Source organism: Haliscomenobacter sp. (genome assembly GCF_033763495.1).
Taxonomy (GTDB): Bacteria; Bacteroidota; Bacteroidia; order Chitinophagales; family Saprospiraceae; genus Haliscomenobacter.
This window is the reverse complement of the sequence record NZ_JANRKL010000084.1, coordinates 1-25,924: the sequence shown is the minus strand read 5'-3', so window position 1 is coordinate 25,924 and position 25,924 is coordinate 1. Positions and strand designations below refer to the sequence as shown.

Annotated in this window: 21 protein-coding genes and 1 pseudogene; 14 read left to right on the top strand and 8 right to left on the bottom strand. The window is 47.8% G+C overall.

The annotated features are described in order from the left end of the window. Together SFV55_RS09145 and SFV55_RS09140 are read right to left on the bottom strand one after the other, a co-directional pair. Window positions 1–316 (bottom strand): annotated as a pseudogene (locus SFV55_RS09145) (glutathione peroxidase); the annotation flags it as partial. 84 nt (window positions 317–400) lie between these two features. Next, the gene (locus SFV55_RS09140) at window positions 401–1,138 is read right to left on the bottom strand and encodes a PrsW family intramembrane metalloprotease (protein WP_320029186.1); all 738 of its coding nucleotides are present in this window, start codon (window positions 1,136–1,138) and stop codon (window positions 401–403) included. A gap of 210 nt (window positions 1,139–1,348) precedes the next feature. Between SFV55_RS09140 and SFV55_RS09135 the strand changes: the two genes are divergently transcribed. The 7 genes from SFV55_RS09135 (at window position 1,349) to SFV55_RS09105 (ending at window position 10,448) form a co-directional block, all read left to right on the top strand. Then, window positions 1,349–2,602 (top strand): PP2C family protein-serine/threonine phosphatase, encoded by a 1,254-nt coding sequence (locus SFV55_RS09135; RefSeq protein ID WP_320029185.1) that lies wholly within the window; start codon window positions 1,349–1,351, stop codon window positions 2,600–2,602. Window positions 2,603–2,822: 220 nt separating this feature from the next. Then, window positions 2,823–3,626: an NINE protein gene (locus SFV55_RS09130; RefSeq protein ID WP_320029184.1), complete on the top strand. Its 804-nt coding sequence runs from the start codon at window positions 2,823–2,825 to the stop codon at window positions 3,624–3,626. Between the two features lie 50 nt (window positions 3,627–3,676). Beyond that, window positions 3,677–4,336: a CBS domain-containing protein gene (locus SFV55_RS09125; protein ID WP_320029183.1), complete on the top strand. Its 660-nt coding sequence runs from the start codon at window positions 3,677–3,679 to the stop codon at window positions 4,334–4,336. Between the two features lie 20 nt (window positions 4,337–4,356). Further along, window positions 4,357–5,487, top strand: coding sequence for an AAA family ATPase (locus tag SFV55_RS09120; protein ID WP_320029182.1), 1,131 nt, complete (start codon window positions 4,357–4,359; stop codon window positions 5,485–5,487). Then, on the top strand, window positions 5,481–6,107 hold the full coding sequence (locus tag SFV55_RS09115; RefSeq protein ID WP_320029181.1) for a DUF4276 family protein: 627 nt from the start codon (window positions 5,481–5,483) through the stop codon (window positions 6,105–6,107). Before SFV55_RS09120 ends, SFV55_RS09115 begins: the two co-directional genes overlap by 7 nt. Window positions 6,108–6,161: 54 nt before the next feature. Continuing rightward, complete coding sequence (locus tag SFV55_RS09110; RefSeq protein WP_320029180.1) at window positions 6,162–7,559, top strand: 3' terminal RNA ribose 2'-O-methyltransferase Hen1; 1,398 nt, start codon at window positions 6,162–6,164, stop codon at window positions 7,557–7,559. A gap of 276 nt (window positions 7,560–7,835) precedes the next feature. After that, the gene (locus SFV55_RS09105) at window positions 7,836–10,448 is read left to right on the top strand and encodes a polynucleotide kinase-phosphatase (protein ID WP_320029179.1); all 2,613 of its coding nucleotides are present in this window, start codon (window positions 7,836–7,838) and stop codon (window positions 10,446–10,448) included. A gap of 130 nt (window positions 10,449–10,578) precedes the next feature. On the opposite strand, the gene SFV55_RS09100 is transcribed toward SFV55_RS09105, so the two are convergent. Next, complete coding sequence (locus SFV55_RS09100; protein ID WP_320029178.1) at window positions 10,579–11,139, bottom strand: cupin domain-containing protein; 561 nt, start codon at window positions 11,137–11,139, stop codon at window positions 10,579–10,581. Between the two features lie 81 nt (window positions 11,140–11,220). On the opposite strand from SFV55_RS09100, the gene SFV55_RS09095 reads away from it, so the two are divergent. Further along, window positions 11,221–11,826, top strand: a complete 606-nt coding sequence (locus SFV55_RS09095; RefSeq protein WP_320029177.1) for a TetR/AcrR family transcriptional regulator — start codon at window positions 11,221–11,223, stop codon at window positions 11,824–11,826. A gap of 7 nt (window positions 11,827–11,833) precedes the next feature. Here SFV55_RS09095 and SFV55_RS09090 read toward each other — a convergent pair whose 3' ends face one another. Then, window positions 11,834–14,836 carry a gliding motility-associated C-terminal domain-containing protein gene (locus SFV55_RS09090; protein WP_320029176.1) on the bottom strand — a complete coding sequence of 1,001 codons (3,003 nt, stop codon included), beginning with the start codon at window positions 14,834–14,836 and terminating at the stop codon, window positions 11,834–11,836. A 135-nt stretch (window positions 14,837–14,971) separates the two neighbouring features. Between SFV55_RS09090 and SFV55_RS09085 the strand changes: the two genes are divergently transcribed. The 6 genes from SFV55_RS09085 to SFV55_RS09060 all read left to right on the top strand — a co-directional run bounded on the left by SFV55_RS09085 (window position 14,972) and on the right by SFV55_RS09060 (window position 19,748). After that, window positions 14,972–15,682 carry a CDP-alcohol phosphatidyltransferase family protein gene (locus tag SFV55_RS09085; RefSeq protein WP_320029175.1) on the top strand — a complete coding sequence of 237 codons (711 nt, stop codon included), beginning with the start codon at window positions 14,972–14,974 and terminating at the stop codon, window positions 15,680–15,682. Then, the gene (purS, locus tag SFV55_RS09080; protein WP_320029174.1) at window positions 15,679–15,933 is read left to right on the top strand and encodes a phosphoribosylformylglycinamidine synthase subunit PurS; all 255 of its coding nucleotides are present in this window, start codon (window positions 15,679–15,681) and stop codon (window positions 15,931–15,933) included. The genes SFV55_RS09085 and purS overlap by 4 nt, the downstream gene beginning before the upstream one ends. A 102-nt stretch (window positions 15,934–16,035) precedes the next feature. Next, window positions 16,036–16,749 carry a 16S rRNA (cytidine(1402)-2'-O)-methyltransferase gene (rsmI, locus tag SFV55_RS09075; protein ID WP_320029173.1) on the top strand — a complete coding sequence of 238 codons (714 nt, stop codon included), beginning with the start codon at window positions 16,036–16,038 and terminating at the stop codon, window positions 16,747–16,749. After that, on the top strand, window positions 16,739–17,749 hold the full coding sequence (locus tag SFV55_RS09070; protein WP_320029172.1) for a M28 family peptidase: 1,011 nt from the start codon (window positions 16,739–16,741) through the stop codon (window positions 17,747–17,749). The genes rsmI and SFV55_RS09070 overlap by 11 nt, the downstream gene beginning before the upstream one ends. Window positions 17,750–17,850: 101 nt before the next feature. After that, entirely contained in the window at window positions 17,851–19,206 is a 1,356-nt protein-coding gene (locus SFV55_RS09065; protein WP_320029171.1) for a M12 family metallopeptidase, read from the top strand. 8 nt (window positions 19,207–19,214) lie between these two features. Next, the gene (locus SFV55_RS09060) at window positions 19,215–19,748 is read left to right on the top strand and encodes a DUF4377 domain-containing protein (protein ID WP_320029170.1); all 534 of its coding nucleotides are present in this window, start codon (window positions 19,215–19,217) and stop codon (window positions 19,746–19,748) included. 201 nt (window positions 19,749–19,949) lie between these two features. Here the strand turns inward: SFV55_RS09060 and SFV55_RS09055 are convergent, their stop codons facing one another. From SFV55_RS09055 to thrS, 4 genes are all read right to left on the bottom strand, one after another. Beyond that, window positions 19,950–22,070, bottom strand: a complete 2,121-nt coding sequence (locus SFV55_RS09055; protein WP_320029169.1) for an alpha-amylase family protein — start codon at window positions 22,068–22,070, stop codon at window positions 19,950–19,952. 106 nt (window positions 22,071–22,176) lie between these two features. Continuing rightward, complete coding sequence (locus SFV55_RS09050) at window positions 22,177–23,313, bottom strand: vWA domain-containing protein (RefSeq protein WP_320029168.1); 1,137 nt, start codon at window positions 23,311–23,313, stop codon at window positions 22,177–22,179. Window positions 23,314–23,433: 120 nt separating this feature from the next. Continuing rightward, window positions 23,434–23,781: a T9SS type A sorting domain-containing protein gene (locus SFV55_RS09045; RefSeq protein ID WP_320029167.1), complete on the bottom strand. Its 348-nt coding sequence runs from the start codon at window positions 23,779–23,781 to the stop codon at window positions 23,434–23,436. A gap of 227 nt (window positions 23,782–24,008) precedes the next feature. Next, on the bottom strand, window positions 24,009–25,924 hold a 1,916-nt coding region (gene thrS, locus SFV55_RS09040), incomplete at its 5' end, for a threonine--tRNA ligase (protein ID WP_320029166.1).

The following is a 25,924-nucleotide window of genomic DNA, read 5'->3' as shown; positions in this document are numbered from 1 at the left end:
GGCCTTTGATGTGGACTTTGGTTGTCATGGGGAAACTTACCCCGTAACGCATTTTACAAAAATGGGCGATGCTAGTATTAGAGCCGGGCTCTTGCCCGCCAAAATCATTGGAGGGCAGCCCCACGACGACTAATTTATGTTTAAAAGTTTCGTAGAGCTCCTGCAACTGGACATATTGTGGCGTGTAACCGCATTCTGAAGCTACGTTAACCACTAGAATTTTCTTGCCTTTAAAATCAGCGAAATCAATCTCTTCCCCCGCGATGCCTTCAACTTTGAAGCGATGAATTGAATCCACAGCTTGTAAATTTTTCACTTTCGGGTAAAATTAAGCAAAAATGTTAAAGTAAAGTGGAGAAGCTTCCACTTTTTTGCTGCGTTCAGGAGTAAAGCCCGGGAATTAATGGTTTGTTTCGATTTCCTCCGACTCATCCATTGCCGTTTCTGGATGCTTTTTTTGCCACAAAACCTCCGATTCCTCCTGCTCTTCCTTGAGCATGCGCATGGCGAAAAAGATACTGATAAAGAGGGTGACAATGGCCAAAAGAATCAGCCAGTCGTAAAATTCCTGGATGATGAAAAAATCGTACAATCCGTGTACCAAAACTGCCAGCCCCAGCCCCATGGCCAAAAAGCGAATTTGAACTTTCCGTTCTGTCTTGAACTTGGCTTTTCCCACAAAGTATCCCATCATCGTAGCAAAAACCGCGTGGGCTGGTACGGCAGTAAGCCCTCGTAGTGCAGTAGTAGAAATGCTGTACTCCATGGCGTATAGTACATTTTCCAGGGTAGCAAAACCCATGCTGATCATTACCGCATAAATGATGCCATCGAGTGGCTCGTTGAAAAAATGGCGGAAATAAGGAAAGAGCACCAAAGTCAAAAACTTAAACAATTCCTCCGTAAAAGCAACCACCACAAAAGAAGTGATACAAACCCAGAACAAACTCGCCGGATCATCGATACTGCTGTGGTAAAAAAACTCCTGCACTTTCATCACCGGAACAGTAACCAGCATACCCAACAGAAAGCAGAGGGTAAGTGGAAACCACTTCTCCCGTTCATGCCGATCGGAGCGGTAAATGACCCATGCAATTAGGATTGCTGGTAATATGGCCAGTGTAAGTTGGAAAAACATTATCAAGGGCGCTTTGGAGGTTAGGAAATAGTCAGTTGCGTGTCAGGAAGGGCCAATCAACGAGGTACAAAAATCTATAAACTTTGGTAAGATAATAACACCATTTTACAAAAATCGTTTATTTTTCCTTTCTGTGGCTTATCTTCACAGGGAATTTGTGGTAGAGCCGCACGGTTGTGCTTCTCTACCACACCGGACCAAACAATTATTATGGCTGAGTTTTCAGAAATCCGCAACCGGCTGTCCAACGTTGAAAACTTGGAAAAGGAACTGCATTTGAAACAACTGCAGATCAATCGCCTGTTGAGCATCACTCAGGCCATCAACAACAATGTGTCCGGGGTGGAATTGTACGACATGTACAGTTCTTTTTTGAGTTGGGAAATGGGCATCAAAAAAATGGCGCTCTTCGTCAAAGAAGAAGAAGTTTGGCGCTGTGCAACTTCCCTGGGGATTCCTGCCAACTTGCTCAGCGAAGACATCACGGCTCATTTTCCCAAGTATACCCGTTTGCGCAATTTGGAGGAGAATGATTCCCCGCTCATGCGCCATTTCGACGTAGTCATCCCCGTTCGCCACAAAGACATCGCAATTGCTTATGTATTCATCGGCGGTTTTGCCGAGGATGATGACATGTACAACAAGGTCCAAATCATCACTACCATCACCAACATCATCGCGGTGGCGATGGAAAACAAACGCCTTTTCAAACGCCAATTGGAGCAGGAACGCCTGAAACGGGAAATGGAACTGGCGGGAGATGTACAAAAACTGCTAATTCCACAAAAGTTGCCTTCTTGCCGGAATTATGAATTTGCCAGCATTTACAAGCCTCATTTCGGGGTTGGGGGTGATTATTACGACTTTATTGAATTTCCAAATGATAAAATTGTCTTCTGCATTGGTGATTTTACGGGCAAGGGTTTATCTGCAGCCTTGTTGATGGCTAATTTCCAGGCCAATTTCCATACGCTGATCAACAAACAAGCTGACCTCGATGAATTCATCCGCGATTTGAATACTTCGGTGAACCTCATTACCCAGGGCGATCGGTTCATTACCTTTTTTATTGCTGAATACAACACCTGCACCAAGGTATTGCGCTACGTGAATGCAGGGCACAATCCGCCTATTTTGGTTTCCAAAAACCGCCTGCTGGAACTCAACAAAGGCTGCATCATGCTGGGTTCCTATGCAAACATTCCAGGTATTGAAATTGGCGAGTGTAAGGTAGAAGAAGACGAAGCCATTATCCTGGCTTATACCGACGGTTTGACGGATATCCGCAACAATGCCGGGGATTTTGTCACCGAGGAATTGTTGTATGATTATGTGCGGGAAAATTTCCAACTCCCTGCCGAAACGTTCAATCAGGGTTTGTTGACCATTTTGGATGCTTTTAGAGGCGATGAAAACTATCCGGACGATTTTACTGTTTTAACCTGCAAAATTCACAACCGTTGAGGCTTTTGTCTCGTCTTATAATAACTTAAGCTCAATTGTAGGGAATTTGATCGACTTAATTTTGATCCTTACTAAATTAAGTCGGACATTGCCTCAAAATCTAGTTTTTGTTATTTTACATCGCAAAATAAGCCCGGAGCAGACATCCATTTTCCATCTTCATTCGTTTTAATATGGGTTCGAATTTGGAAAAGGTAATTTTCCGGCCTAATACATCATCATGAAAGACAAAACAACTGCTGGTCTGTTGGCAATATTTTTAGGTGGCTTGGGGATACACCGTTTTTATCTTGGGCAAACTGGTTTGGGGTTTCTCCATCTCATTTTTTTTTGGCTTCCTTTGCCTATTTCCTGGATCGTTGGTTTCATTCATGGTATTATGATTCTTACCATGGATGATGATAAATTTAACCTTCAATTCAATCCTGATCGATATAAAGTAGTTAAACGGGGAAATCGCCGGGAGGACCGGGAATACAACCGCAACGAACGCCGCCGCCCACAAGAACCTCAAAGACGTAACTCCGCCCCCGTTCGTCAACCCGTAAACCAGGATAAACAACAAATGCTGAAAAAAAGTGGCATTGACAAATACAAGGATTACGATTACCAAGGGGCCATCGAAGAATTCAAAAAAGCACTAGCCTTAGACCCCAATGATATTTCCATCCACTTTAACCTGGCTTGTACCTACTCCCTAAACGAAGAGGCAGACAAAGCCCTGGAACACCTGGACCGGGCAGTTACCCTGGGTTTTACCGATTTCAAACGCATCAAGGAACACGATGCCCTGGCATTTGTGCGCATTCAGGATGCTTTCGACGAGTTTGAGGCCAATGGTTTCCGGCTCAAGCAGGCTACCCCACAAAAGCAAGCGGCTCATAGTCAAACTCAAACAGCACAAGATTCAGTTGAAGATCATTCCCCCATTTTGGAACAGCTCCAAAAACTAAACGAACTGAAATTGAAAGGTTTATTGACCGAAGAGGAGTTTGTCACCCAGAAGAACAAGCTAATGAACTAAGGGGCAACAAAAAGCAAGTGTTCATTTTGCCCCACTACTAAAGCATTAAGATGATTGCAGAAACGTTGATTTCGACGGCCATTATTCCCTTACAAACTTCCGACACTGGTGACGTAGCGTTGGAGATGATGGGGGAATTTTATGTGCGCCATTTGCCCATCGTCAATAACCGGGAGTTGTTGGGTGTATTGTCGGAAGACGATGTGATGAACTTCGACGTCAACGAAGCCATTGGCTCTTACAGCCTTTCCTTGCAAAGGCCCTATGTGCAAAACAGCGACCACATTTACGAGGTCATGCGCATCGTCGCAGACCAGGATCTTTCGGTTGTGCCAGTAGTGGATGCCGAAAACAATTACCTAGGCGTCATTACATTGGAAGACTTGCTGCGTTATTTCGCCCGCACGGTTTCTTTTGCCGACTCGGGGAGTATCATTGTGCTGGAGCTAAGCCGCCGGGATTATTCCATGACCGAAATTGCCCGAATTGTGGAATCGGAAGGTGCTACCCTACTCAGCTCATTCATCACCTCCTACCCCGAATCAGAGCGCATCGACGTCACCCTCAAGATCAACCTCCAACACATCCACAATATCCTGGCCACCTTCGAGCGCTTCAAGTACGAAATCAAGGCTTCTTTCAACGAAGCGGAATATTTGGACAGTTTAAAGGAACGTTATCAGGGTTTGATGAGTTACCTCAATGTTTGATTTGCACTTATTTTCGCGTCATGATAAAGCACATTAAAGCCTCGAATATTTTGTCGTTTGGACCCGATGGGCTGGATCTGGAGCTCAGGCCCTTGAATGTGCTGATAGGAGCGAATGGGTCGGGAAAGTCGAATTTTTTGGAGTTGATTGATTTGATGCGGAGTACCGTAAGTGATACCAATGCTATTTTTACTAGAGGAGGTGGAGTAAATGAGTGGATATGGAAAGGAGCCTCAGATAATACCGCCAATCTTGCGCTCACCATCTCAGAAGAAGATGGTGAAGAAATTAGGCACTGTTTGAAATTCACTTCCAATGAGCATCGTTTTATGATTCTTGGTGAAAAGATAGATTCTCCAGTTTCTGAAACCAATTATTATGAATATGCGGAGGAAAAGTATACCATAAACGGCGAAGAACCATATTCAAAAAAAATACTACAAAGCAATAAATCGGTATTGGTTCAATACCTACCTCATTCAGAAATCTACCCTCAGTTCGAATATCTAGAAAACACGTATAAAAATATTGGAATCTATAAAAATTGGACATTTGGTCAAAATGCGGCTATTCGAAAACCACAACCTGCTGATTTAAGAACAGATAAACTAGAATCTGATTTCACAAATCTGGGTTTAGTCCTAAGTCGAATCCGTAGAGAGCCGAAGGTCAAAAAAAATCTAATTTACCAACTTCAACATTTTTATCAAGGGGTAACTGATTATGATATTGCAATAGAAGGTGGCTATGTTCAAATCTTTTTCTTTGAAGGGGACTATACAATTCCTGCGAGTCGACTTTCAGACGGCACACTTAGATATTTGTGTTTACTGGCAATTTTATTAGATCCCAAACCTCCAGTAATGATCTGCCTAGAAGAACCAGAACTAGGTCTTCATCCAGATATCTTGCCCCAATTAACTGATTTATTGATCGAAGCATCTGAACGTACCCAATTGGTCATTACTACCCATTCAGATGTAATTGTAGATGCACTCACAGATCATCCTGATTCAATTCTGGTCTGTGAAAAATATGAAGGGCAAACCAGTATACATCGTTTAGAATCCGATAAGATTAAACCTTGGCTGGAGGACTATCGCCTAGGTGATCTTTGGTCAAAAGGGCAAATAGGCGGAAATCGATGGTAAGAGCTATAAACATTTTTTTAGAAGGTAGTGGAGATAGCCGAGAGCAGCGAATTGTATGCCGCAGGGCTTTTCAAAAGCTTTGTGAAAAAATGGGATTTAAAGGCAAAATGCCTACTTTTATTCCTTGCGGCACCCGCAACCGAGCTTATAAGGATTTCATTAATTCGCTTAAACTCAATCCCCAAGCCATAAATATACTTTTAGTCGACAGCGAAGACCCCGTCAAAAACCTCAGCCCCGACCCTCATTCCGACATAGCCTGGATTCACTTAAATCTGCGCGATGGCTGGATTCGCCCAGCAGATACTGAGTCCTACCAAGCCTTAATCATGGCCACCAGCATGGAAACCTGGATTGCCACCGATCGGGAAGCCCTAAAAGTCTTTTTTGGCAAGGAGCTGCAAGAAAATGCCCTACCTCCCCTACCCCAAATAGAATCCCAAAATCGCAAGGAAGTTTTTAAAAAGCTGGAACACGCCACCCGCAATTGCAAAAGACCTTATCAAAAGGGAGACCAATCCTTTAAAATTCTTGAAACCCTTGATCCAACCACCCTCCACCAACACCTCATCCAATTTCAACGCCTAAAAGCTACCCTCGACATTGTGCTCAGCACCTGAAGGAACTAAATACGCCAAAAACCAGTTTACACCTCCAAAAACCCACAAAATCCCATGTTCCTATCCATCACCACTACCCAACACCCCGCCACCAACCTCGGCTACCTGCTCCACAAGCATCCCGATAAAGTCCAAACATTCAGCACCGCCGGAGGCAAGGCCCACGTATTTTTCCCGGAAGCAAGTGATGAACGTTGCACCGCTGTGCTGTTGCTGGACATCGACCCAGTTGAACTGGTGCGTAGCCTCAAAGTACCCGGCGAAAGCCGCATGTTGCAGCACTACGTCAACGATCGGCCATACGTAGCTTCGTCCTTCACCAGTTCGGCCATTTCCAATGTTTATTCCTCAGCGCTCAATGGCCGCTGTGAGGACAAACCGGAATGGATAGGCATCCCCTTGGCGCTGGAAGCCAAAATTCCAGCGCTCAAAGTAAAAGGAGGACTGGGTTTGTTGGAGCGCATCTTTCAGCCCTTGGGTTACAGCTTACAAGCCGAGCGCCTGCCGCTGGATGAACAGTTTCCGGAATGGGGCGAAAGTTCCTATTTCAGCATTACTTTACAGCACAACATCTCCTTGCAGCAACTTTTGCAACACTTGTACGTCTTGCTCCCCGTATTCGATTCCGAGCGGCACTACTACATTTCCAGCAATGACATTGAGGTCTTGTTGAAAAAAGGAGAAACCTGGCTCAAAGACCACCCCGAACGGGAGTTCATCGTACGCCGTTACCTCAACCATTCCACTTTGATCAAAATGGCGTTGGCCCGTTTCATTGAAGAGGATGGGAGTGAAAGCACCGAGCTCGAACCCGAGCCCATCAACCTCGCAGTGGAAGAAGAACGCCTCACCTTGCACCAGCAACGCCTGAATGCCGCACTGGAAGTGCTCAAAGCTTCGGGTGCCAAGTCGGTACTCGACCTGGGCTGTGGAGAAGGGCGTTTGTTAAAAATGCTGCTCCGCGAAGGGCAATTCACCCGCATTTTGGGCGCGGATGTATCCTTTCAGGCGCTCCAAGTTGCCACCCGCCGCCTCTATTTGAAGGACATGACGCCCAAACAAAAAGAGCGGATTGAGCTGATCCAAAGTGCCCTCACCTACCGCGATCGCCGCATGGTCGGTTTTGATGCAGCTGCCCTGATCGAAGTGATTGAACACCTGGATTTGGAGCGTTTGCCTGCACTGGAGCGGGCTGTGTTTGAGTTTGCACGTCCAACTACCGTGGTAGTCACTACGCCCAACCGGGAGTACAACGCCCACTACGCCATGCCCGAAGAAAAATTCCGACACGGAGACCACCGCTTCGAATGGACACGGCAGGAATTTGCTGTATGGGTACAAAAAGTTGGTGAACAATTTGGGTACACAGCAAGCATCGAAGGTATTGGTGAAGAAGCCCCCAATTTGGGCGCGGCTTCGCAAATGGCGGTGTTTACGCGGAGTGTGGATTGATCATTGACTTTAGAATATTACGTACCACTACGTGGGCGCTCGTCGATCTTTTTCTGACGCCGTTGGCGTCAAGCTCGACGATCGCAGGCTTTAGAGCCTACCGCGCGTCCAGTTTTTTACGCCTGCTCAACCAGGAGCAGGATCTGGGAACCTGCGCTCGTCGAGCCTGCTCGCGCAGCGAGCAATAAAGGATCGACGAGCGCCCACGTAGTGGCGAGTAGGCTTTTCAAAATATAAGTACCAGATCGCACTGGTGCTTGGAATAATTTAAAAATCATGATACAAAACCCCTCAGAACGAACCAAACCACGGCCCATACCCGGCCAACTCGACATACCCGAACTCGCCCTCGTTGTACTCATCGGGGCGAGTAGCTCGGGCAAATCCACTTTTGCCCGTCAACATTTTCGCCCGACCGAAATTGTCTCCTCTGACTTTTGTCGTGCCCTGGTGGCTGATAGCGAAAATGCATTGAACGTCAACGACGACGCCTTTGAAGTGCTGCACCTCATTGTGGCCAAACGCCTCAAACAAGGCAAGCTGACGGTAGTGGACGCCACCAACGTACAACCCGAAGCCCGCAAATCCCTACTGGCCCTAGCCCGCCAATACCACGTCCTGGCCGTAGCCATTGTGCTCAATCTGCCAGAAAAACTCTTGTTCGAGCGCCATGAACAGCGCAGCGACCGCGATTTTGGCCCCCACGTCATCCGGAATCAACGCCGGGACTTGCAACGTTCCTTGAGCTTTTTGCGCAAAGAGGGCTTCCGCTACAACTATATTTTGGATAGCCCAGAAGAAATCGAAGCAGTGCAAATTCACCGTACCCCCAGTTGGAGCGATTTCAGCCAGGTCAAAGGGCCTTTTGATATCATTGGTGACGTACACGGCTGTTTTGACGAGTTGTTATTGCTGCTGGAAAAAATGGATTACCAGATCGAGCGCCAAGATTCCAATTTGGACTATGGCTTCAAAGTCACCCCGCCCGCTGGCAGACAAGCCATTTTTGTTGGTGACCTCGTGGATCGTGGCCCCAAATCCCCGGAGGTATTGCGCCTGGTGATGAGTATGGTCAAAAACCAGCAAGCCTGGTGTGTACCCGGCAATCACGATGATAAATTGCTGCGCAAACTAAAAGGCAAAGACGTACAGGTGCGCCATGGCCTGGCCGAAACCCTGGAACAACTGGCCGATGAACCCATCGAATTTGTACACGAACTGCGCAGCTTTTTGGATGGCCTGATCAGCCACCTGGTTTTTGATGAGGGGAAATTGGTGGTTGCTCACGCAGGCCTGCGCGAGGAAATGCAGGGACGTGCCAGTGGTGCCGTACGTTCTTTTTGCCTGTATGGCGAGACGACGGGGGAAACCGACGAGTTTGGTCTGCCCGTGCGTTACAACTGGGCCGCGGAATACCAGGGCAAAGCAATGGTGGTCTTCGGTCACACCCCTGTACCCGATGCTGAATGGCTCAACAATACCATTGACATTGATACCGGTTGTGTTTTTGGTGGCCGTTTGACTGCCTTGCGCTACCCGGAAAAAAAATTGGTGACCGTACCCGCTTTGCAGGAATACTACAAACCAAGTCGCCCCATCCAGCGCAGCAATGCCGTGATGAGTGTCAGTGCCCAACACGCCAACGACGACATGTTGGACATGGCCAACGTCAGCGGTCGTCGCTTTATTGAGACCCGTTATGGCAAGAAAATTTTGATCAAGGAGGAAAATTCTATTGCTGCATTGGAAGTGATGTCGCGTTTTGCCATCAACCCCAAATGGCTGATTTATTTACCTCCTACCATGTCGCCTACCGAAACGAGTGCCCTGCCCGACTTGCTGGAGCACCCACTGGAAGGTTTTGAGTACTATCGAAAAATGGGCGTGAAGGAGTTGATCTGTGAAGAAAAACACATGGGCTCCCGGGCGGTGGTGGTTGTTTGTCAAAGCCCGGAAGTAGCGACTCAGCGTTTTGGATTGGTACAAACTTCTCTGGGCGTATGTTATACCCGCACCGGGCGTGCTTTTTTTGATGACAAAAACCTGGAAGCGGCTTTCATCCAGCGGATAAATGTAGCTTTGACCCAAAGTGGTTTTTGGGAAAAACACGACACCGATTGGGTTTGCCTCGATTGTGAATTGATGCCCTGGTCGGCCAAAGCCCAGGAGTTGATCAAAAACCAATACGCCAGTTTACACGCGGCGGGTACTGCCTCCATGCAGGAGTTACAATCCGCTTTTGCGTTGGGGAATACACGGAATTTACCTCTGGAAGATTTACAAACCCGTTATACCGATCGGGGCCTGGCCATCCAAAAATACACCGAGGCTTACCGCAACTACTGCCGCCCGGTTGATGGGCTGAAGGGGATGGTGCTGGCACCTTTCCATATTTTGGCTACCGAGGGTCGGGTACATTCCGAGCAGGATCACTTGTGGCACCTGGAGGAAATCGCCAGTTTTTGTTCCGCCGATCCTGAGTTGCTATTGGCCACGCCATACCGCCTGGTCAATCTGGACGACGAAGCCTCGGTCACTGCTGCTATCGATTGGTGGACAGAACTCACTACCCGTGGACAGGAAGGGATGGTCATCAAACCCCGCCAATTCCTGACCCGGCTCGACGACGGCTTTGTACAACCGGCCATCAAGTGCCGGGGTCGCGAGTACTTGCGCATCATCTATGGGCCGGAATACGACCACCCTGAGCAGCTTCAGAAGCTGAAAAGCCGGGGGCTTGGACACAAACGTTCGCTGGCTATCCGGGAATTTACCTTGGGTATGGAAGCCTTGGAGCGCTTTGTAGCCAAGGAACCATTGCGCAAAACGCATGAATGTGTGTTTGGGGTACTGGCCTTGGAGAGTGAGGAGGTGGATCCGAGGTTGTAAAGAGAGTTCCGAGTTAAGAATACATGATTTTTGAGCTTTGAAGTGAGCTACCGCAGTAACCTAGACTAAGGCTATGTCTAAATCACTGCAAAAGCTCACTTCATATCTCTGGCTCGTGTATTCATGCACTTTATTTAAGTGGAGCAGGAGCACTGGCAAAATGTTTGTACTTGCCCAGTAGTTTTCCAATCAAGACAATGATGGGCATCACTACTCTTTTTACAAAAATTGGGATAACCATAATGTCATATTCAGTTCGGTAACGTGTAGTGAGATAAGCAGAGTCAAAAGGATCCCCTTCATGTTTGCCCGCCTTATCCATTGAGGCATACACGGCGGCCAGGTAAAAATCAAGGCTATTGGCTGGTTTCACCCAACCCTCGCAGCGCAAAGGCGTATCTCCTGCATTCCAAAAGCGGTGGACCTCTCCCCTTTTGAATAAAGCAGCTTCACCTGGCTTGGCAATTTTTTCCGGCTCACCGCTCGATTGATACCCCATAGTCCCTTCAAGAACTTTGAGGTATTCATCCTGTAAAAAATGCACGTGAAATGGAGGGCCACTACCGGGGGCCACTTCATTTTCAATGAGCATCATTTCGATGCCATCCTGATCAATCAGGCGCTCTTTAAATACAATTACTTCGCCCGAGAAATTCTGGATTTTATGAGGCAATTTGAAAGGGTACTGCATAGGTGTTGATTTTATTTGAAGCAAAATTAGTACATTGTACTATTTAATGCAAATAAATTTAGTACATTGTGCTAAAAAAATATGAACACCAAGGAGAAAATATTAAAAAAATCACTTGAACTCTTTAACAATCAAGGAGTTCATAACGTTGGCGTACGTGATATAGCTCGAGCTTTGGAGATTAGTCCAGGCAACATGTCTTACCATTTTCCCAAAAAAGAGGATGTTATTTTGGCTTTGATGGAAAAACTTTCGGAAGGGAACAATATTTGTTTCGAAACTTATGGGCAAAAAGAGCCTTCATTGCTGTCTTTTATTGACTTATATGAGGGGCTATTTACGAACCAATATGCGTACAGGGGCCTGCTAATTGGAAATACCGAGTTTGAAGAAGTGCTCAGAAACCGGTATGCGTATAAACAAACTTATGAAAAACGGGTAAATCTGCTTACGAACATCCTGATCGGGCTCCGCAACAAAGGTTTATTGCATTTATCGGAGTCCGATCAGGATATGTTTTTATCTTTTTTGGCCTTCTTTGGCCGATCATGGATTCATGAATCCTTTATTTACCAGCGAAGTGCCACATCTGCTGAAACCATTCAGCATTATATAAAACTTCTTAAATGGCAACTTTCTTTGATCGCCACGGAAAAAGGTAAACGGCAATTGGCGCAGTTGGCTTGAACATTTCTTACCTCACCAAGGTCACATCCCCCTTAAACACCAGCACCTCGTCATCAATGAACTCCACTTCTGCTACATACACGTACACCCCCGAAGGCATCAATTGATTCCGGTAAGTGCCATTCCAGCCCAATGGCTCCTGGCCAAGCGGAATGTCTTTGGTATCAAACATTTGTTCTCCCCAGCGGTCATAAATTTGTAGCCTTCGAATTCGCCGGGCCGAAGGGCCGCCGTAGAGGGTAAAAAAGTCATTTTTACCATCCAAATCGGGCGTAAATCCATTCGGAATATAAATCGGGCGGTTTTTGACCACCGTAACCAATAATTGGTCGGTGGCTTTGCAGCCCGTGGCATCAGTTATTTCAATCTGAAAGCGCACCGTGCGTAAGGGCCCTGCCAGTGTAGTTTGACAAGTTGAGCAAGTGACCAAATCGGCAGGCGACCATTGGAAGTTGACGGATGGATTATTCGGCACCGCCAATAATGTGATTTTTTGCCCCAGTGAAATAGAGGTATCCAAACCAGCATCCACCTGCAAGCGTGGAGGTTCTTTGATGCTTATTTCCTGTGAAGCGGTACAGCCCCCCGCATCTTCAACCGCAACCGTATAAGTTCCGGCCCTTAACCCAATGAAACGATTGTCGCTTTGAAAATTGCCGCCATTGATGCCGTACTTATAAGGTGGTCGCCCCCCTGCGCCCAATAAACTGATGATGCCTGACGCATCCCCAAAACAAATGACATCAACAGGTTGAACATCACCAATGAGCAACATGGGTGGATCAACCAGCGTGGCCAATGTATCCCGAATACAACCATTAGAATCGGTCAGGGTTACCCGGTAGGTACCTGCTGGCAAATCAGAACGGAAAGGAGCAATAGATCCATTGTCCCAGATGTAGGTATAGGTGCCGGTACCTCCACTACCTACAATATCCACAGCGCCGTCTTTTGCCCCAAAACAACTCGGGTCACTGCTGTTCATTTGTAGTACCAGGCGAGGGAAATCGTCTACTGCAAAATTGAATTCACCCTTGCACAGGTTTTGATCTTGCACTGCAACCCGGTATGTTCCCGCTCGAATGTTGAGCAATGAATTGGCCCCCCGAAACCCTAGCCCGTCATTCCAGTTGTACTGGTAAGGCCCCTGCCCGTTGCCCAAACGCACCACAATGGAACCATTGGCCGAGCCAAAACAGGTCGGTCGGGTAACCGCATCAACGGTGGGATCAAGCCGCAGGGTGATTTCCCGAACTTTCAGCAAAGTATCTTTTTCACAACCATTCCGGTCGCGCCAACGCAGGGTATAATCTCCGGCAGCTACATTGCGCAGAAAGGGGTCGGAGATCAATGGACCATTGTTCCAACTGTATTGGTAGGGCGCAGTACCTCCCGTGAGTTGAACGCTTAATTCACCGTCCCGGCCACCATTACAGGTAGCTTCCTTATCCTGCGCAGTAAGCGCAAAGGGGGCAGGGCCTTTGACCGTAAAAGTCAGCGTAGTATCACAGGTGGCTTGATCGGTGATGTTGAGCGAATAGGTGCCCGGCGGAAGATTTTGCAGGTCTTCGGCTCTTGAGCCATTGTTCCAGATGTAGGTGTAAGGTCCGTAGTTGTTCGTGACCCCTACATCAATAGAGCCATTATTGGAATTGGGACAATTTTCATCACGGGTTTGTCCATTGAGGGTAAAATGATCTTTGCAACATTCAACCTGAATTTCCTTCACCTGGGTTACCTGGCATCCATCGGTACTGGTTACGTTGAGTACGATGTTTTTTCTGCCTGGGCGGTTAAATGAGACTTTATGAGGGCCTTTGCCACTCACCACTGCGCTCTGATCTGAGGTGGGGCCAAAAAACCAATCCCACTTGGTCAGTCCGCCATTAAAGCTGGAGGCATCTGTAAAGCTGACTTCCTGACCGATACAAGCGGGGCTGGAATCTACATTAAAATCTGCTTTAGGCCCCACAAAGGTGCCTGTGCCTGAAAAGCTAATGGTGTATCCCGCCCCGGATTGACTGAAATTATTGACAACCAAGGCATAAGCCCGGCCTCTTTGCATGTCGATGGCGGAAATAAAATTGTTGTACCCCGGATCACAACCGCAATATTCAACGGTGCCATTTTCGCCAATCCTCAAACCAGTGGCACCGGTGCAATTGATCCATGTATTTATGGCCTGCCCCACGTTCTCTCCAGCTGACATACAACGAATGGCCCTTTTGCCCGAACAATCATTTACCCCTCCAGGAAGTTCAAAAACCACAAAGTCAATGTCATCGTCAGGGTTCAAAGGGTTGATGGAAAAAGCCAAGGTACCTGGAGCGTCACAAGTCCATTTGAACCAATTGGACTGCGACTCACTGGGATCACAACCCAACCTGCCGCAAACTCCATCAATTTCACGAGGATCCTTGCCTTCCCCAGATACAAAAGGGACCGTAATAGCTCTTTTATCACAAAGAATATTTCCGGTAGCACAGTCGCTACTTGGCGTTTGGGTAGCATTAAAACTGTTGATACACAATTGGAAAGTCCCATTGGTGTTATCCCGAGAGCTAACCCGAATGTAATACCTCTGTCCCACGACGATTCTGGAAGTCAGCACCTGCACTGAATTCCGACGAGGCGTTGCCGCATCAGAGCTACATGCGTTGATTTCCGTTAAACTGCCACAGGTTCCGGTATAAACAGAGAACTGGGGTGCGCGTAAGGTACCTCCAGCATTGACTCGGGTAGCTCCGGAGACACTAATACTCAAATCGGTACCAACAGCGTCGAATACGAACCATACATCATTTGGAACATTGGCCTGTGGGGTACAACGGGGTACGGCTAAGCCCGCAGTAGGAGTAGCCCCAATTGTAGTGAATTGCGCAGTACGGGAACACCATCCATTGACGGTATCCAGCACAAAAGCATTTGCACAATTATCATTAGTTGGAGCTTGGGCACGAAGTTCACACAGCACAATGGTGCACAACAACAGCATAAATATTTTTCTCATAGCCGATTCAATTTGGCCTCTCAATTGATAAAGTTTACTGAAGCTACTACAAATAACGCCATTAAGCCCGATTTATATCATTCCATTTGGAAAGAGGATGATATTTTTGTGCTTTGAATGACAAAAAAAATCCAAATGCGTCGCCATCTGCCGAATGCCATCACTTTATTGAATCTTTTTTGCGGCGCATGTGCGAGCCTCTGTTTGTTATACGGACGTTTGGAATGGGCCATTGGGTTGGTCGCATTGGGTGCATTGGCCGATTTATTAGATGGAATGGTTGCACGTTTGTTAAATGTTCATTCCGAGCTGGGTAAACAACTCGATTCGCTGGCCGATATGGTTTCTTTTGGTTTGGTGCCGGGCATTATTTTGTATGGCCTGATTGCTGCTGCCTGGCAAGGGCAATGGCCAACTGACCTGGAAATTCGGGCGCTACCTGCTTTTATCCTCACCCTCTTTGCCGCCTTGCGTTTGGGCAAATTCAACCTGGATGAACGGCAAAGTGATGGCTTTTTGGGCCTACCTACACCAGGTTGTAGCCTTTTTATGGTGGGCTTGTTGGGGGCTTATCTTTCTCCCAGTTCTTTTTTACATTTTATCCATCCCATCTGGTTTTATGTAATTACGGCGCTCTTTTCAGCACTAATGGTTTTGGAAATTCCCATGTTTAGTTTCAAATTCAAATCCTTACAATGGACAGGGAATGAGATAAGAATTATCTTTGCGGCGATTGCAGTAGCCATTTTGCTGTTTTGGCAAATTGCTGGCTTAGCGATAGTGGTGTCACTGTACATCCTACTTTCAATTTTCATCCATTTTTTTAAGCGTAAATCATTGTCATGAAATTTGTTGCAGAAATTGACATTATGCCCCATAAAGAATTGCTGGACCCCCAAGGGAAAGCGGTTTCGCACAACTTGAAAAGCCTGGACATCCACAGCGTAACTGATGTGCGCATTGGCAAACACATCACTCTTACTTTGGACGCCGAAACCGAAGAGGAAGCTCGTGAAACCGTTGACAACGCCTGCCGCAAATTGCTGGCCAACCTGATTATGGAGAGTTTTGCTTTTGAATTAACCGCAATAGAATAAAACTCCAGGGTTCCAGGGTTTCAAGATTCCCATCCGGCACTTCACCTACGCTCAGTGACCGGATGGGGACCTTGAAATCCTGGAATTTTACAACCATTATTCATGCTCTACCTCGTGCCAACGCCCATCGGCAACCTTGAAGACATCACCTTGCGCGCCATTCGGGTACTCAAGGAGGTGGACATCATCCTGGCGGAAGATACCCGTACTTCGCGCAAGTTGCTCGATCATTACGGCATTGAGACGCCTCTTTGGGCTCATCACGCCCACAATGAACATACAGCAGTAAACGGGGTAATGCGCGAATTTTTAGCGGGTAAAAAATTGGCCCTGGTCTCTGATGCGGGTACCCCAGGTATTTCTGACCCGGGCTTTTTGCTGGTAAGGGAATGTGTAAAACAAGGGATTCGGGTAGAATGTTTGCCCGGTGCAACCGCCTTAATACCAGCCCTGGTCATATCAGGATTGCCCTGTGATCGTTTTCATTTTGAAGGTTTTTTGCCGCATAAAAAAGGCCGACAAACCCGAGCGCAATACCTGGCGTCTTTACCTCAAACATTTGCACTGTACGAATCGCCCCATCGTCTCGTAAAAGCCTTGGAGCAATTGTTGGAGTTTTGTGGCCCGGAGCGCAGCGCTTGCGTGGTACGTGAACTAAGCAAACTTTTCGAGGAAGCGCATCGGGGTACTTTGGCGTCACTTGTTGCGTTTTTTCAACAACATCCCGAAAAAATCAAAGGGGAAATTGTGATTGTTGTAGCTGGTAAAGAAGAAAAACATGAAAAATACGAGAAATACGAGAAGTATGAAAAATAAACTGGCCCTCTTAGGTGGTCTTATTTGCGTTCTAGCTTTGGGTTTCACTTTTTGTAAAAATGGAAAAGGTCAGCCTGAGGTAGTTGATGAAAAGCCCGCTGTAACGGTAAAAGTGCCTGCTTTTAACCGCGATTCTGCTTTTCAATATGTTAGCAAACAAACCGAATTTGGCCCACGCGTGCCCAATACTGCTGCCCACCAGGCTTGCAAAAACTGGCTTTCTGCCAAACTAAAAGGGTATGGCCTTGAGGTCATTGAGCAAAACTTTACCCCAACTACTTTTGATGGCCAAAAGCTGAACAGCACCAACATCATAGGACAATACCGCCCTGGTCTCAGCCGACGGATTTTGTTAGCCGCCCATTGGGACTCACGCCCCTTTGCCGATTCGCCTGACTTCAGCGGCGACAAAACCAAACCAGTAATGGGTGCCGACGATGGAGGGAGTGGTGTAGGTATTTTGCTTGAAGTAGCCCGCCAGCTGCAAGCCAACCCGGTAGACATTGGCGTCGATATTGTCTTTTTTGATGCCGAAGACTATGGTGATGGTAGTGAAAACGCCAAGCCTGACACCTGGTGTCTGGGCTCTCAGCACTGGGCCAAAAATCTGCATTATAAAGGTGGAATCCGCCCTGAATATGGCATCCTGCTCGATATGGTGGGGGCTCCCTCTGCCCGTTTTGGGTTTGACGATGTGTCTTACGAGAAAGCAAGTGACGTATTGCAAAAAGTTTGGGGCCTGGCCAAAGAAATGGGTTATGGTCAATACTTTGTAGAAGAACCTACAGGCGGCATCACCGATGATCACGTGTACGTCAACTACATAGCAGGCATCAAAATGATTGACATCATCAACAAACCGGCGGACAGCAAAACCGGTTTTGTGTCACACTGGCACACCGATGGTGATACAATCGACAAAATTGATCGCTACACTTTGCGAGCAGTAGGTCAGGTGTTATTGGCGGTGATTTACCGGGAGTTCAATGGTGAGTTGTAAAGATTTATTTTAAAAGGAGTAAAATTTGGAACGAAGAGGTTTTGCATCAACACTTAATTGTGTCACTAGCAATATTGCTACGATGCTAAAACCTCTTCGACATGAAAACACCTTTAGCCGGGCTTTGGAACCACATCTTGGTTTCATTGGCCCAAAAACCGATTTTCAAAACACTACCTGTCCTTTCCAGCTGCCTGATGCTACTGGTTTTTTTGAGCAACACCACTACCCTCTCCGCACAAGAACAGTACGCGACGAACATTACCCCTACTCAACGCCAACTGTCGATTAAACTTCCTTTCGCCAGAGTCGCCCAAAGCCTCAAAGTAGATGTTTACAACAATTTGGTCGTTACCGAAGGAGACATCATCCTCGGCCCACTGGTTTCTTTTGAGGGAGACAACGCAGTGGCAATCGACGGGGCTCAGTACCGCTGGCCAAACTCGGTGATCCCCTATTACATCACCCCGGGCCACCCCCAAACAGCGGCCATCAACTGGGCCATCAATCATGTCAACAGCATGACCAACATCTGTTTGGTACCCCGCACCAATCAGGGCGATTACATTCGTTTTGTGTCAGGATCTGGCTGTGCTTCTTATGTAGGCCGCCAAGGTGGAATGCAAGACATCGTGATTGGAAGCTGCTCACAAGGCAGTATCGCCCACGAAATCTGCCACGCTGCCGGGCTTTGGCATGAACATTCCCGCGCCGATCGCGACAACTTCATCACCGTCAATTGGGCCAATATTACTGCTGGCAAGGAACACAACTTCAATAAACACGTAGCTGATGGTACCGATATTGGGGCCTATGACTACGGTTCGATCATGCATTATGGCACCCATGGTTTTTCCAAAAATGGCCAGCCTACCATTTCGATCCGCAAACCTCCAGGCACCAACGCGACTACCATTGGTCAGCGCAATGCCTTAAGTCCTAAAGACATCGCTGCATTGAACACGCTATACGCTCCCGGCCCATGCAAATCGACCAATTGTGGCAATGAAGATTGTATTTCCTTTAACCCTGCTACCTTAACGGTCGTACAAAGCGGCAGTATTTGGAAAGTCGTCAGTGGCAATAGTTCCATGTTTGCTGCACCCAATAAAGCCGAAGCCGAGCGCATTGTTCAACTGTGCAAACACTTAGGTTTCAACCGCAGTTGTTATGTAGGTCGTCCCGATCCTTCATTCCAGTACAGCCTGGTCAATGCTGCAGCCTCCAATGCACCCATGTTGGCAGGTGAAGATTGCCTTAGCTTCAACCCGGCCAATCTGAAAATCCAGACCATCAGCGGGCGGGTCAAAATTACGGATGGCAACAGTATCCTCTTTGACTTTGGCTCCTCCATGGCAGAAGCTCAAATGGCATTGTGTTTGATCAAAAAATACAAGTTTACCAAAACCTGCTACGTTGGTCGTCCTGATGCATCCTTCCAATACATGCGCAAATGATGGCTCGAATGGTTCAATACCTGGTATTAACGGTGATGGCAGTAACGTTTTTGCATTGTGCAGAAAATGCAGCAAAAACGAGCAACAAAACCCCTCAAAAAAACGAGACCATGACCGTGCAACATTACAAAGTGCCTTGCCAGGGCGAATCTGTCCAATTGTGCTATTTGGTCAAAACGCAAGGCCAGACAGATTGGGAGTACTGTTACGATGTAATTCAGGGCTTTGAGTATGAGTGGGGTTACGTTTACACACTGGAGGTCAACAAAACCACCATCGACAATCCACCGCAAGATGGCTCCTCCATTGCCCTAAAATTGGTAAAGGTGCTGAAAAAGGAGGCAGTGACCGAGCGTTTTGAATTGCCTTTGAGTATGGATGGTGTTGCACTCCTGGAAAAAGACTCCGGCGAATGGACTTATTTCCAGCACATTCCGGTACTTGTCCCCGAGGATTTAGCTACCAAGCTGGACCAGGCTCAAACGGGTGTCTTCCAGCATGGTGATAAAAAGCAAAGCTTGACGCTGTTGAGTGTCAAATGATGCAGACGCGATATTTTAAGATGCTGCCTTCAACGTTTCGTGGTGTTGAGGGCAGTTTTTTTCTGCGTACTATAACTGTGGTGCCTCTTTAGTGCCTTAGGTTTCTTAGGTGGTAAAAAATGTCCTGTTGTTTCTTTTCACCACCTAAGAAACCTAAGGCACTAAAGAAACACCTCTGTCACTTCGCAATAGAACAATTGTTTATTTCTCTACCACTATCCCCGCATAATCCGCCAACCGACCCACTTTGAAACTCACATAACCCTGCTGGTATACAAAAGTGATAGGCTTCTCCTCCCCCAATCTCCACACCTTCCTTGGCCGATAATCCACTTTGATTTTGACCTCGGTATCGTAAATGGGCAGCGGTTCAAAATACGTATTCCCACTAAACCCAGTAAGGTTAATCAAGTGTAAGACATGCCCTGCCGAGCGAAAAGGAGTAGCGATGGTTACCTCTGCGGTATTCGGCATGTATTCATTCAAGATCATTTCCACCCGGGGATGGGCATTTGTAATGATTTGTTGATCAACTGCTGGATACAGTTGCTTTAAAACATCCAGAACCAGGTATTTGTGCTGCTCGTAGCCCGTTTGGTAATAAATGCGGCCAATGTTGATGGGCATCAAGGCATTGGTGCTTTTGCCGTTTTGGTGAAGGTTGGCTGCAAAATAATTGAGCGGATCATGACCGCCGATCATTTCGGGCGGGCCAGGACGGCCTTTGTCCAAAATGGGCAGCAGGGGCTTATCACCCTGGTCAAATTGATACAAACCCAGGTTGTACTTGAAATGCACCATACTTTGCCCGACGAAATGGGTGAAGATTTTGGGGTCATTGGGTTGAAGATAATTGCCCTCCCCATCGTTGAGGTCTTTTACAATAGTCGCTCCAAACAGGGTTTTCAACACCGCCGGGGCATCAAAAAGGCTACGATTGCTGGCAAAAAGCGATACACCCGCTTGCGAAAGCTCCTGCAAAGCCGCCAAATCCTGCGCAGCCAAATACTGGATATCGGGTAAAATCAAAACCTTGTATTGACCCAGTTTTGCTTTAAGTCGGGCCAAATGATTGTCCTGAATGATGTCGAAAGGAATATGAGCTTCCTTCAACATTAGCTGGATGCCCCGGTATTCCTCCATTGGCAAACCACCTGGCCAATACCCCGGGGCGACCACCGCAACTTTGGCCACCGACTCGTATTTGCCAAAATAGGGTTCCCATTTTTTTTGAAAAGCATAAATCTTTTTCATCACCGCAAAATTCCGCTGATCTTCGTACTCCCGGAGGTCGCCCATCAGGCTTACATCAGTGCCGGAGCCGTTGGCCAGGTTTTCCCAGAGGCGGATGCCTACCTCTTCGGGTTCAGCAGCATTGAAGCGGCTGCGAAACGAGATTTGCTGAATGCTGGCATTGCTGACAATTTTGTCAGGGAAAGTTTGTTCGATGTGGTTGGTATTGTCGCTGCCCGTGTAAGGCCAATAAGGCAAGCCGTGGGTTTGGCTTTCGTGGCGAATGATATCGACATAGTCTTCGAGGTAAGTACAAATGGCGACTTTCTTTTTGCGGCCCTTGACCAATTCGTGCAGTTTTTTGGACCACAAACTGATGCTTTCCTTTTTAAATTCCTCGTATTTTCTAAAAACGGGGTCGTTTTTATCCTCTTTCAAAGGTAGTTCCAGGCCTCCACTCCATTTTTTAAAAGCAGCCTTATCGTATTCGTTTTGATCAATGCCTTCGTAAGTGTTTTCATAGGAATTGCGGGTTTGGTAGCCAGGCATGTTGAGGAAGATGCCATCCACATCAAAGTTGTCGAGCACTTCGGCGATGATGTCAAAAGCTTTTTCCTGTACGTAGGGCGCATTGATGCTCACCACGTATTTGTCGGTATTGACGATGCGTTTGCCCGTGGGCGAAAGGTAAAACCAGTCGGGGTGTTTTTGAAAAATGCTTTGATCGGCCCGGCTGAAGTCAAAACGTACAATCACTCTGATCCCCTGTTCATGGCAACCTTGGACAATCCGGCCCAGATCACCCGGCTTCATGTAAGGGTTGAGGTAATGAAAATCCAGTTTGCTTTCGTAAAACGCCATAATCCCGCCCGCGTTGATGATGAGGGTGTTGGCCGAAAATGTGCGCAAATCTTTGACGATGCTGTCGGCGTCCAGTTTGGCAGCTTCGTAGGCCGGTAGGTTCATTTGAATGAGCCGCAGGTTGTTGCGTTTCCACCATTCGGATTGGTCGTTGGGCAGAATTGGTTTTTGCGCCCAAAGGCTGGAAAAACCCAGGAGGCAGTAGAGGGACAGGCTGATCTTGTTCATGTGGTGTGGCTAATGTTGTTTGTTTGTAGATTGGGCAAAACTAAGGTGAATCTAAAGTGGCTGTGGTTTCTTAGGTGGTGAAAAATGTTTGAAAGTAAAAAATTACTCACAACACCCTCCCCAAAGCCCGCAAACTCTCCACATTGTGCAACGGCGCAAACAGATCCACATACGGCAACGATACCTGCATGCCCCGCACCTCGGGCGCATAACCAGGCCGACCCGCCAATGGATTCAACCAAATCACCCGCTCGGCCTTTTTGCCAATTTTGCGCATACTTTCTTCCAGCACTTCGATATCACCCGTATCCATTCCGTCGCTGAGAATGAGTACGGTACTATGGCCGTGCAACAAACGGCTGTATTGCTGATAAAACTGCGCAAAGGAAGCCCCGATGCGGGTTCCACCCGACCAGCCGGGCACAGTCTCACTCAATTCGTTCAGCACCTGGCGGAAAATGCCCTGGCGCAGCACTTTGGTGATGCGTTGCAGGCTGGTGGAAAACATAAAGGTCTCCACCCGTTGACCGAGTTGCTGAAAGGCGTATACGAACTGGATCAAAAACTGGCTGTACAAATCCATCGACTTGCTCACATCACAAAGCAGGATGAGTTGATTTTTTTGTTGTTTGGGGCTAAAACGGGCGAGTTCAATCAGTTCCCCACCCCGGCGCAGGTTTTTGCGCATGGTCGTACGCAGGTCGAGCATGCTGGCGGAGCGGGCCCGTTCTTTGCGGCGACTGTATTGGCGCGCCATCCGTCGGGCAATTTGCAGGATCAGTTTGTTGATTTCCTGCAATTCTTCGGTGCTGAATAGGGAAAAGTCTTTGCGGCCCAGTGATTCGCCAGCACTGTATACCGCCAATTCGATGTTGTCTTGGGCGGGTTTGCCGTTGAGCCAGCTTTTTAGGGCTTGCAAAGAGGGAGGCTGCTGGCGGGTGCCTGGTTTGCGCGGCTGCTTGTCCTCGGCGATTTTAGAGTCCACCGCTTTTTCCAGTTCTTTCCAGTATTGGGGGAAAATTTGATCAAAAAGTTCCTGCTCCCGTTGGGTGCGGGCCAGGGTGGCGCGCAGGGTGTATTGAAACAATTGTGGATCGTGGAAGGGTTCAACGATGTCTAGCGCCGCCAACATTGCACTTGATTCCAGGGGGCCAATGGTGAAACCTTTTTGGCGCAGGTGGCGGCAAAAGGCCAGTAGGTTGGCACTAAGGGTAGTGTGACGTTGCAAGAGTGTATTGGACATAAGCTAAAATAGAAAACGGCTGAATCAAGTCTTTTCAACTTCATCCAGCCGTTTTTGGTTCTTTCCTGAATACCTGAATAGTGGGTAAAAATGAACGCTTGTTTTTTTCTCGCCCCTAATTTATTGTTTGCTGATCCTCTTGGTGGTGATAACTTTGCCTTTATCACCGATGATCCGCACCAGGTAAATCCCTCTGGGTAGGTCACCAACGTACATTTTTTTGTCGGCTGCAATGTCTTCGAAGATTTTCATCTGGCGACCTGCCAAATTAAAAACCATCACTTTTTGCACACCTTGAACGTCAGTTAAACCAATGTGACTGGTAGTTGGATTGGGGTAAACCTCAATAATGACACCTCGGTCTGCCTCTGCTGATGCATACCAATTGCCAGTCTTAGCGCTTGTTTGTCCTATCGCTTTCGGGATAATGAAAAGTACCAGGGTTAATAAGAGTAAGAAGTGCTTCATGCAATAGTATTTTAGGACAAAAATTTAACACTTTAAAAATACGTTGTGTTCAAGTATTATGCAAACCTAATTTGGGTATTTGCATTTTTTTAACTTTTAGATGATAAAAAGGTTGAGGAGTTGAGGGGTTGAGGAGTTTAGGCTACCGCAGCGATCCTTGCACTTCGGCTACGCTCAGTGACCGGATTGCTGCGGTAGCCTAAACTCCTCAACTCCTCAACTTTTCCCTATTCTTCCTCCTTCGCCAGTGCTTCCTGGAAAAGCTCCACAAAAGCCTCCAGACTTACGCTGCCCTTGTCTCCTTCGCCCTGGCGGCGTACTGCTACGGCATTGGCCTCCATTTCCTTCTCCCCAACGATGAGCATATAAGGTATACGTTTCAATTCGGTATCCCGGATTTTGCGACCGATGGTTTCGCTGCGGTCGTCGATGTAACCCCGGATGTCGTGTGCAGCCAGTTTTTCTTCGATTTCTTTGCAGTAGTCTACAAATTTATCGCTGATCGGCAGCAGTGCATATTGCTCAGGCATGAGCCAAAGTGGGAATTTACCCGCCGTGTTTTCAATCAAAATACTAATGAAGCGCTCCATCGACCCAAAAGGTGCGCGGTGGATCATCACCGGGCGGTGGGTTTTGTTGTCGGCACCTACGTATTCCAGTTCAAAACGTTCGGGCAGGTTATAATCCACCTGAATGGTACCCAATTGCCACTGGCGGCCAATGGCGTCACGCACCATGAAGTCCAGTTTGGGGCCGTAGAACGCAGCTTCCCCCAACTCCATGGTGGTTTTTAGGCCTACCTCACGGGTTGCTTCGATGATGGCATTTTCGGCGTTGCGCCAGTTTTCGTCCGTTCCGAGGTATTTCTCTGGCGTATTGGGGTCGCGCAGGGAGATTTGAGCCGTGAACTCCTTAAAGCCCATCTTGTACAAAACCGTCCGCGTAAGGTCCAATACATTCAGGAACTCATCCTTTACCTGATCCTCGGTGCAAAAGATGTGCGCGTCATCCTGAGTGAAGCCACGTACCCGCGACAACCCGTGCAACTCACCCGTTTGCTCGTAGCGGTACACGGTGCCAAACTCCGCGATACGCATGGGCAGATCGCGGTAAGAGTGGGGACGGTGTGCGTAAATTTCGCAGTGGTGAGGGCAGTTCATCGGCTTGAGCAAAAACTCCTCCCCTTCTCGAGGAGTATGGATGGGCTGGAAACTATCCTTGCCATACTTGGCGTAGTGCCCCGAAGTGACGTACAATTCCTTGCGGCCAATGTGGGGAGTAGTTACCAGTTTGTAGCCCCGCTTTTCCTGCTCGGTGCGCAGGAAGTTCATCAAACGGTCGCGTAGGGCGTTGCCCTTGGGTAGCCAAATGGGCAAACCCGCCCCTACACGCTCGGAAAACATAAAAAGTTCTAGTTCCTGCCCCAACTTGCGGTGATCGCGTTTGCGGGCTTCTTCCAGCATCACGAGGTGCTCTTGCAGGTCTTTTTGTTTGGGGAAAGCAACCCCATAGATGCGCTGCAACTGCTGACGCGTCTCATCGCCCTGCCAATAAGCACCCGCTACGTTGGTTAATTTTACAGCCTTGATGAATCCGGTGTCCGGAATATGTGGCCCGCGGCAAAGGTCCACGAAGTTGCCTTGCGTATACAGCGTAAGGGCTTCGTCGGCGCCGCGTTTTTCAATCAGTTCAATTTTGTACTCGTCTCCTTTTTCCTGGAAAAACTTCAAGGCTTCATCCCGGGTAATGTCTCTGCGGATGTAGCCATTCTTCTGCCGGGCCAGTTCGAGCATCTTTTCTTCAATCTTGGGCAGGTCGTCCAGCGAGATCTGTTTGCCACCTGGATCAACATCGTAGTAAAAACCATTCTCGGTAGCTGGCCCCGTACCAAACTTGATGCCAGGGAACAGGGCCTCCAATGCCTCGGCCATCAAGTGGGCGGAGGAATGCCAAAACGTGGTTTTTCCGTCTTTATCATCCCAGGTGAGCAGCGTCAAGGTCGCGTCGGTGGGGATCGGACGGGTGGCATCCCACACTTCGCCGTTTACTTTTGCCGAAAGAACCTTCTGGGCCAAGCCCTCGCTGATGGAACGAGCTACTTCAAGCGCCGTTGTTCCTGGTTCGTATTGCCGAACCTTACCAT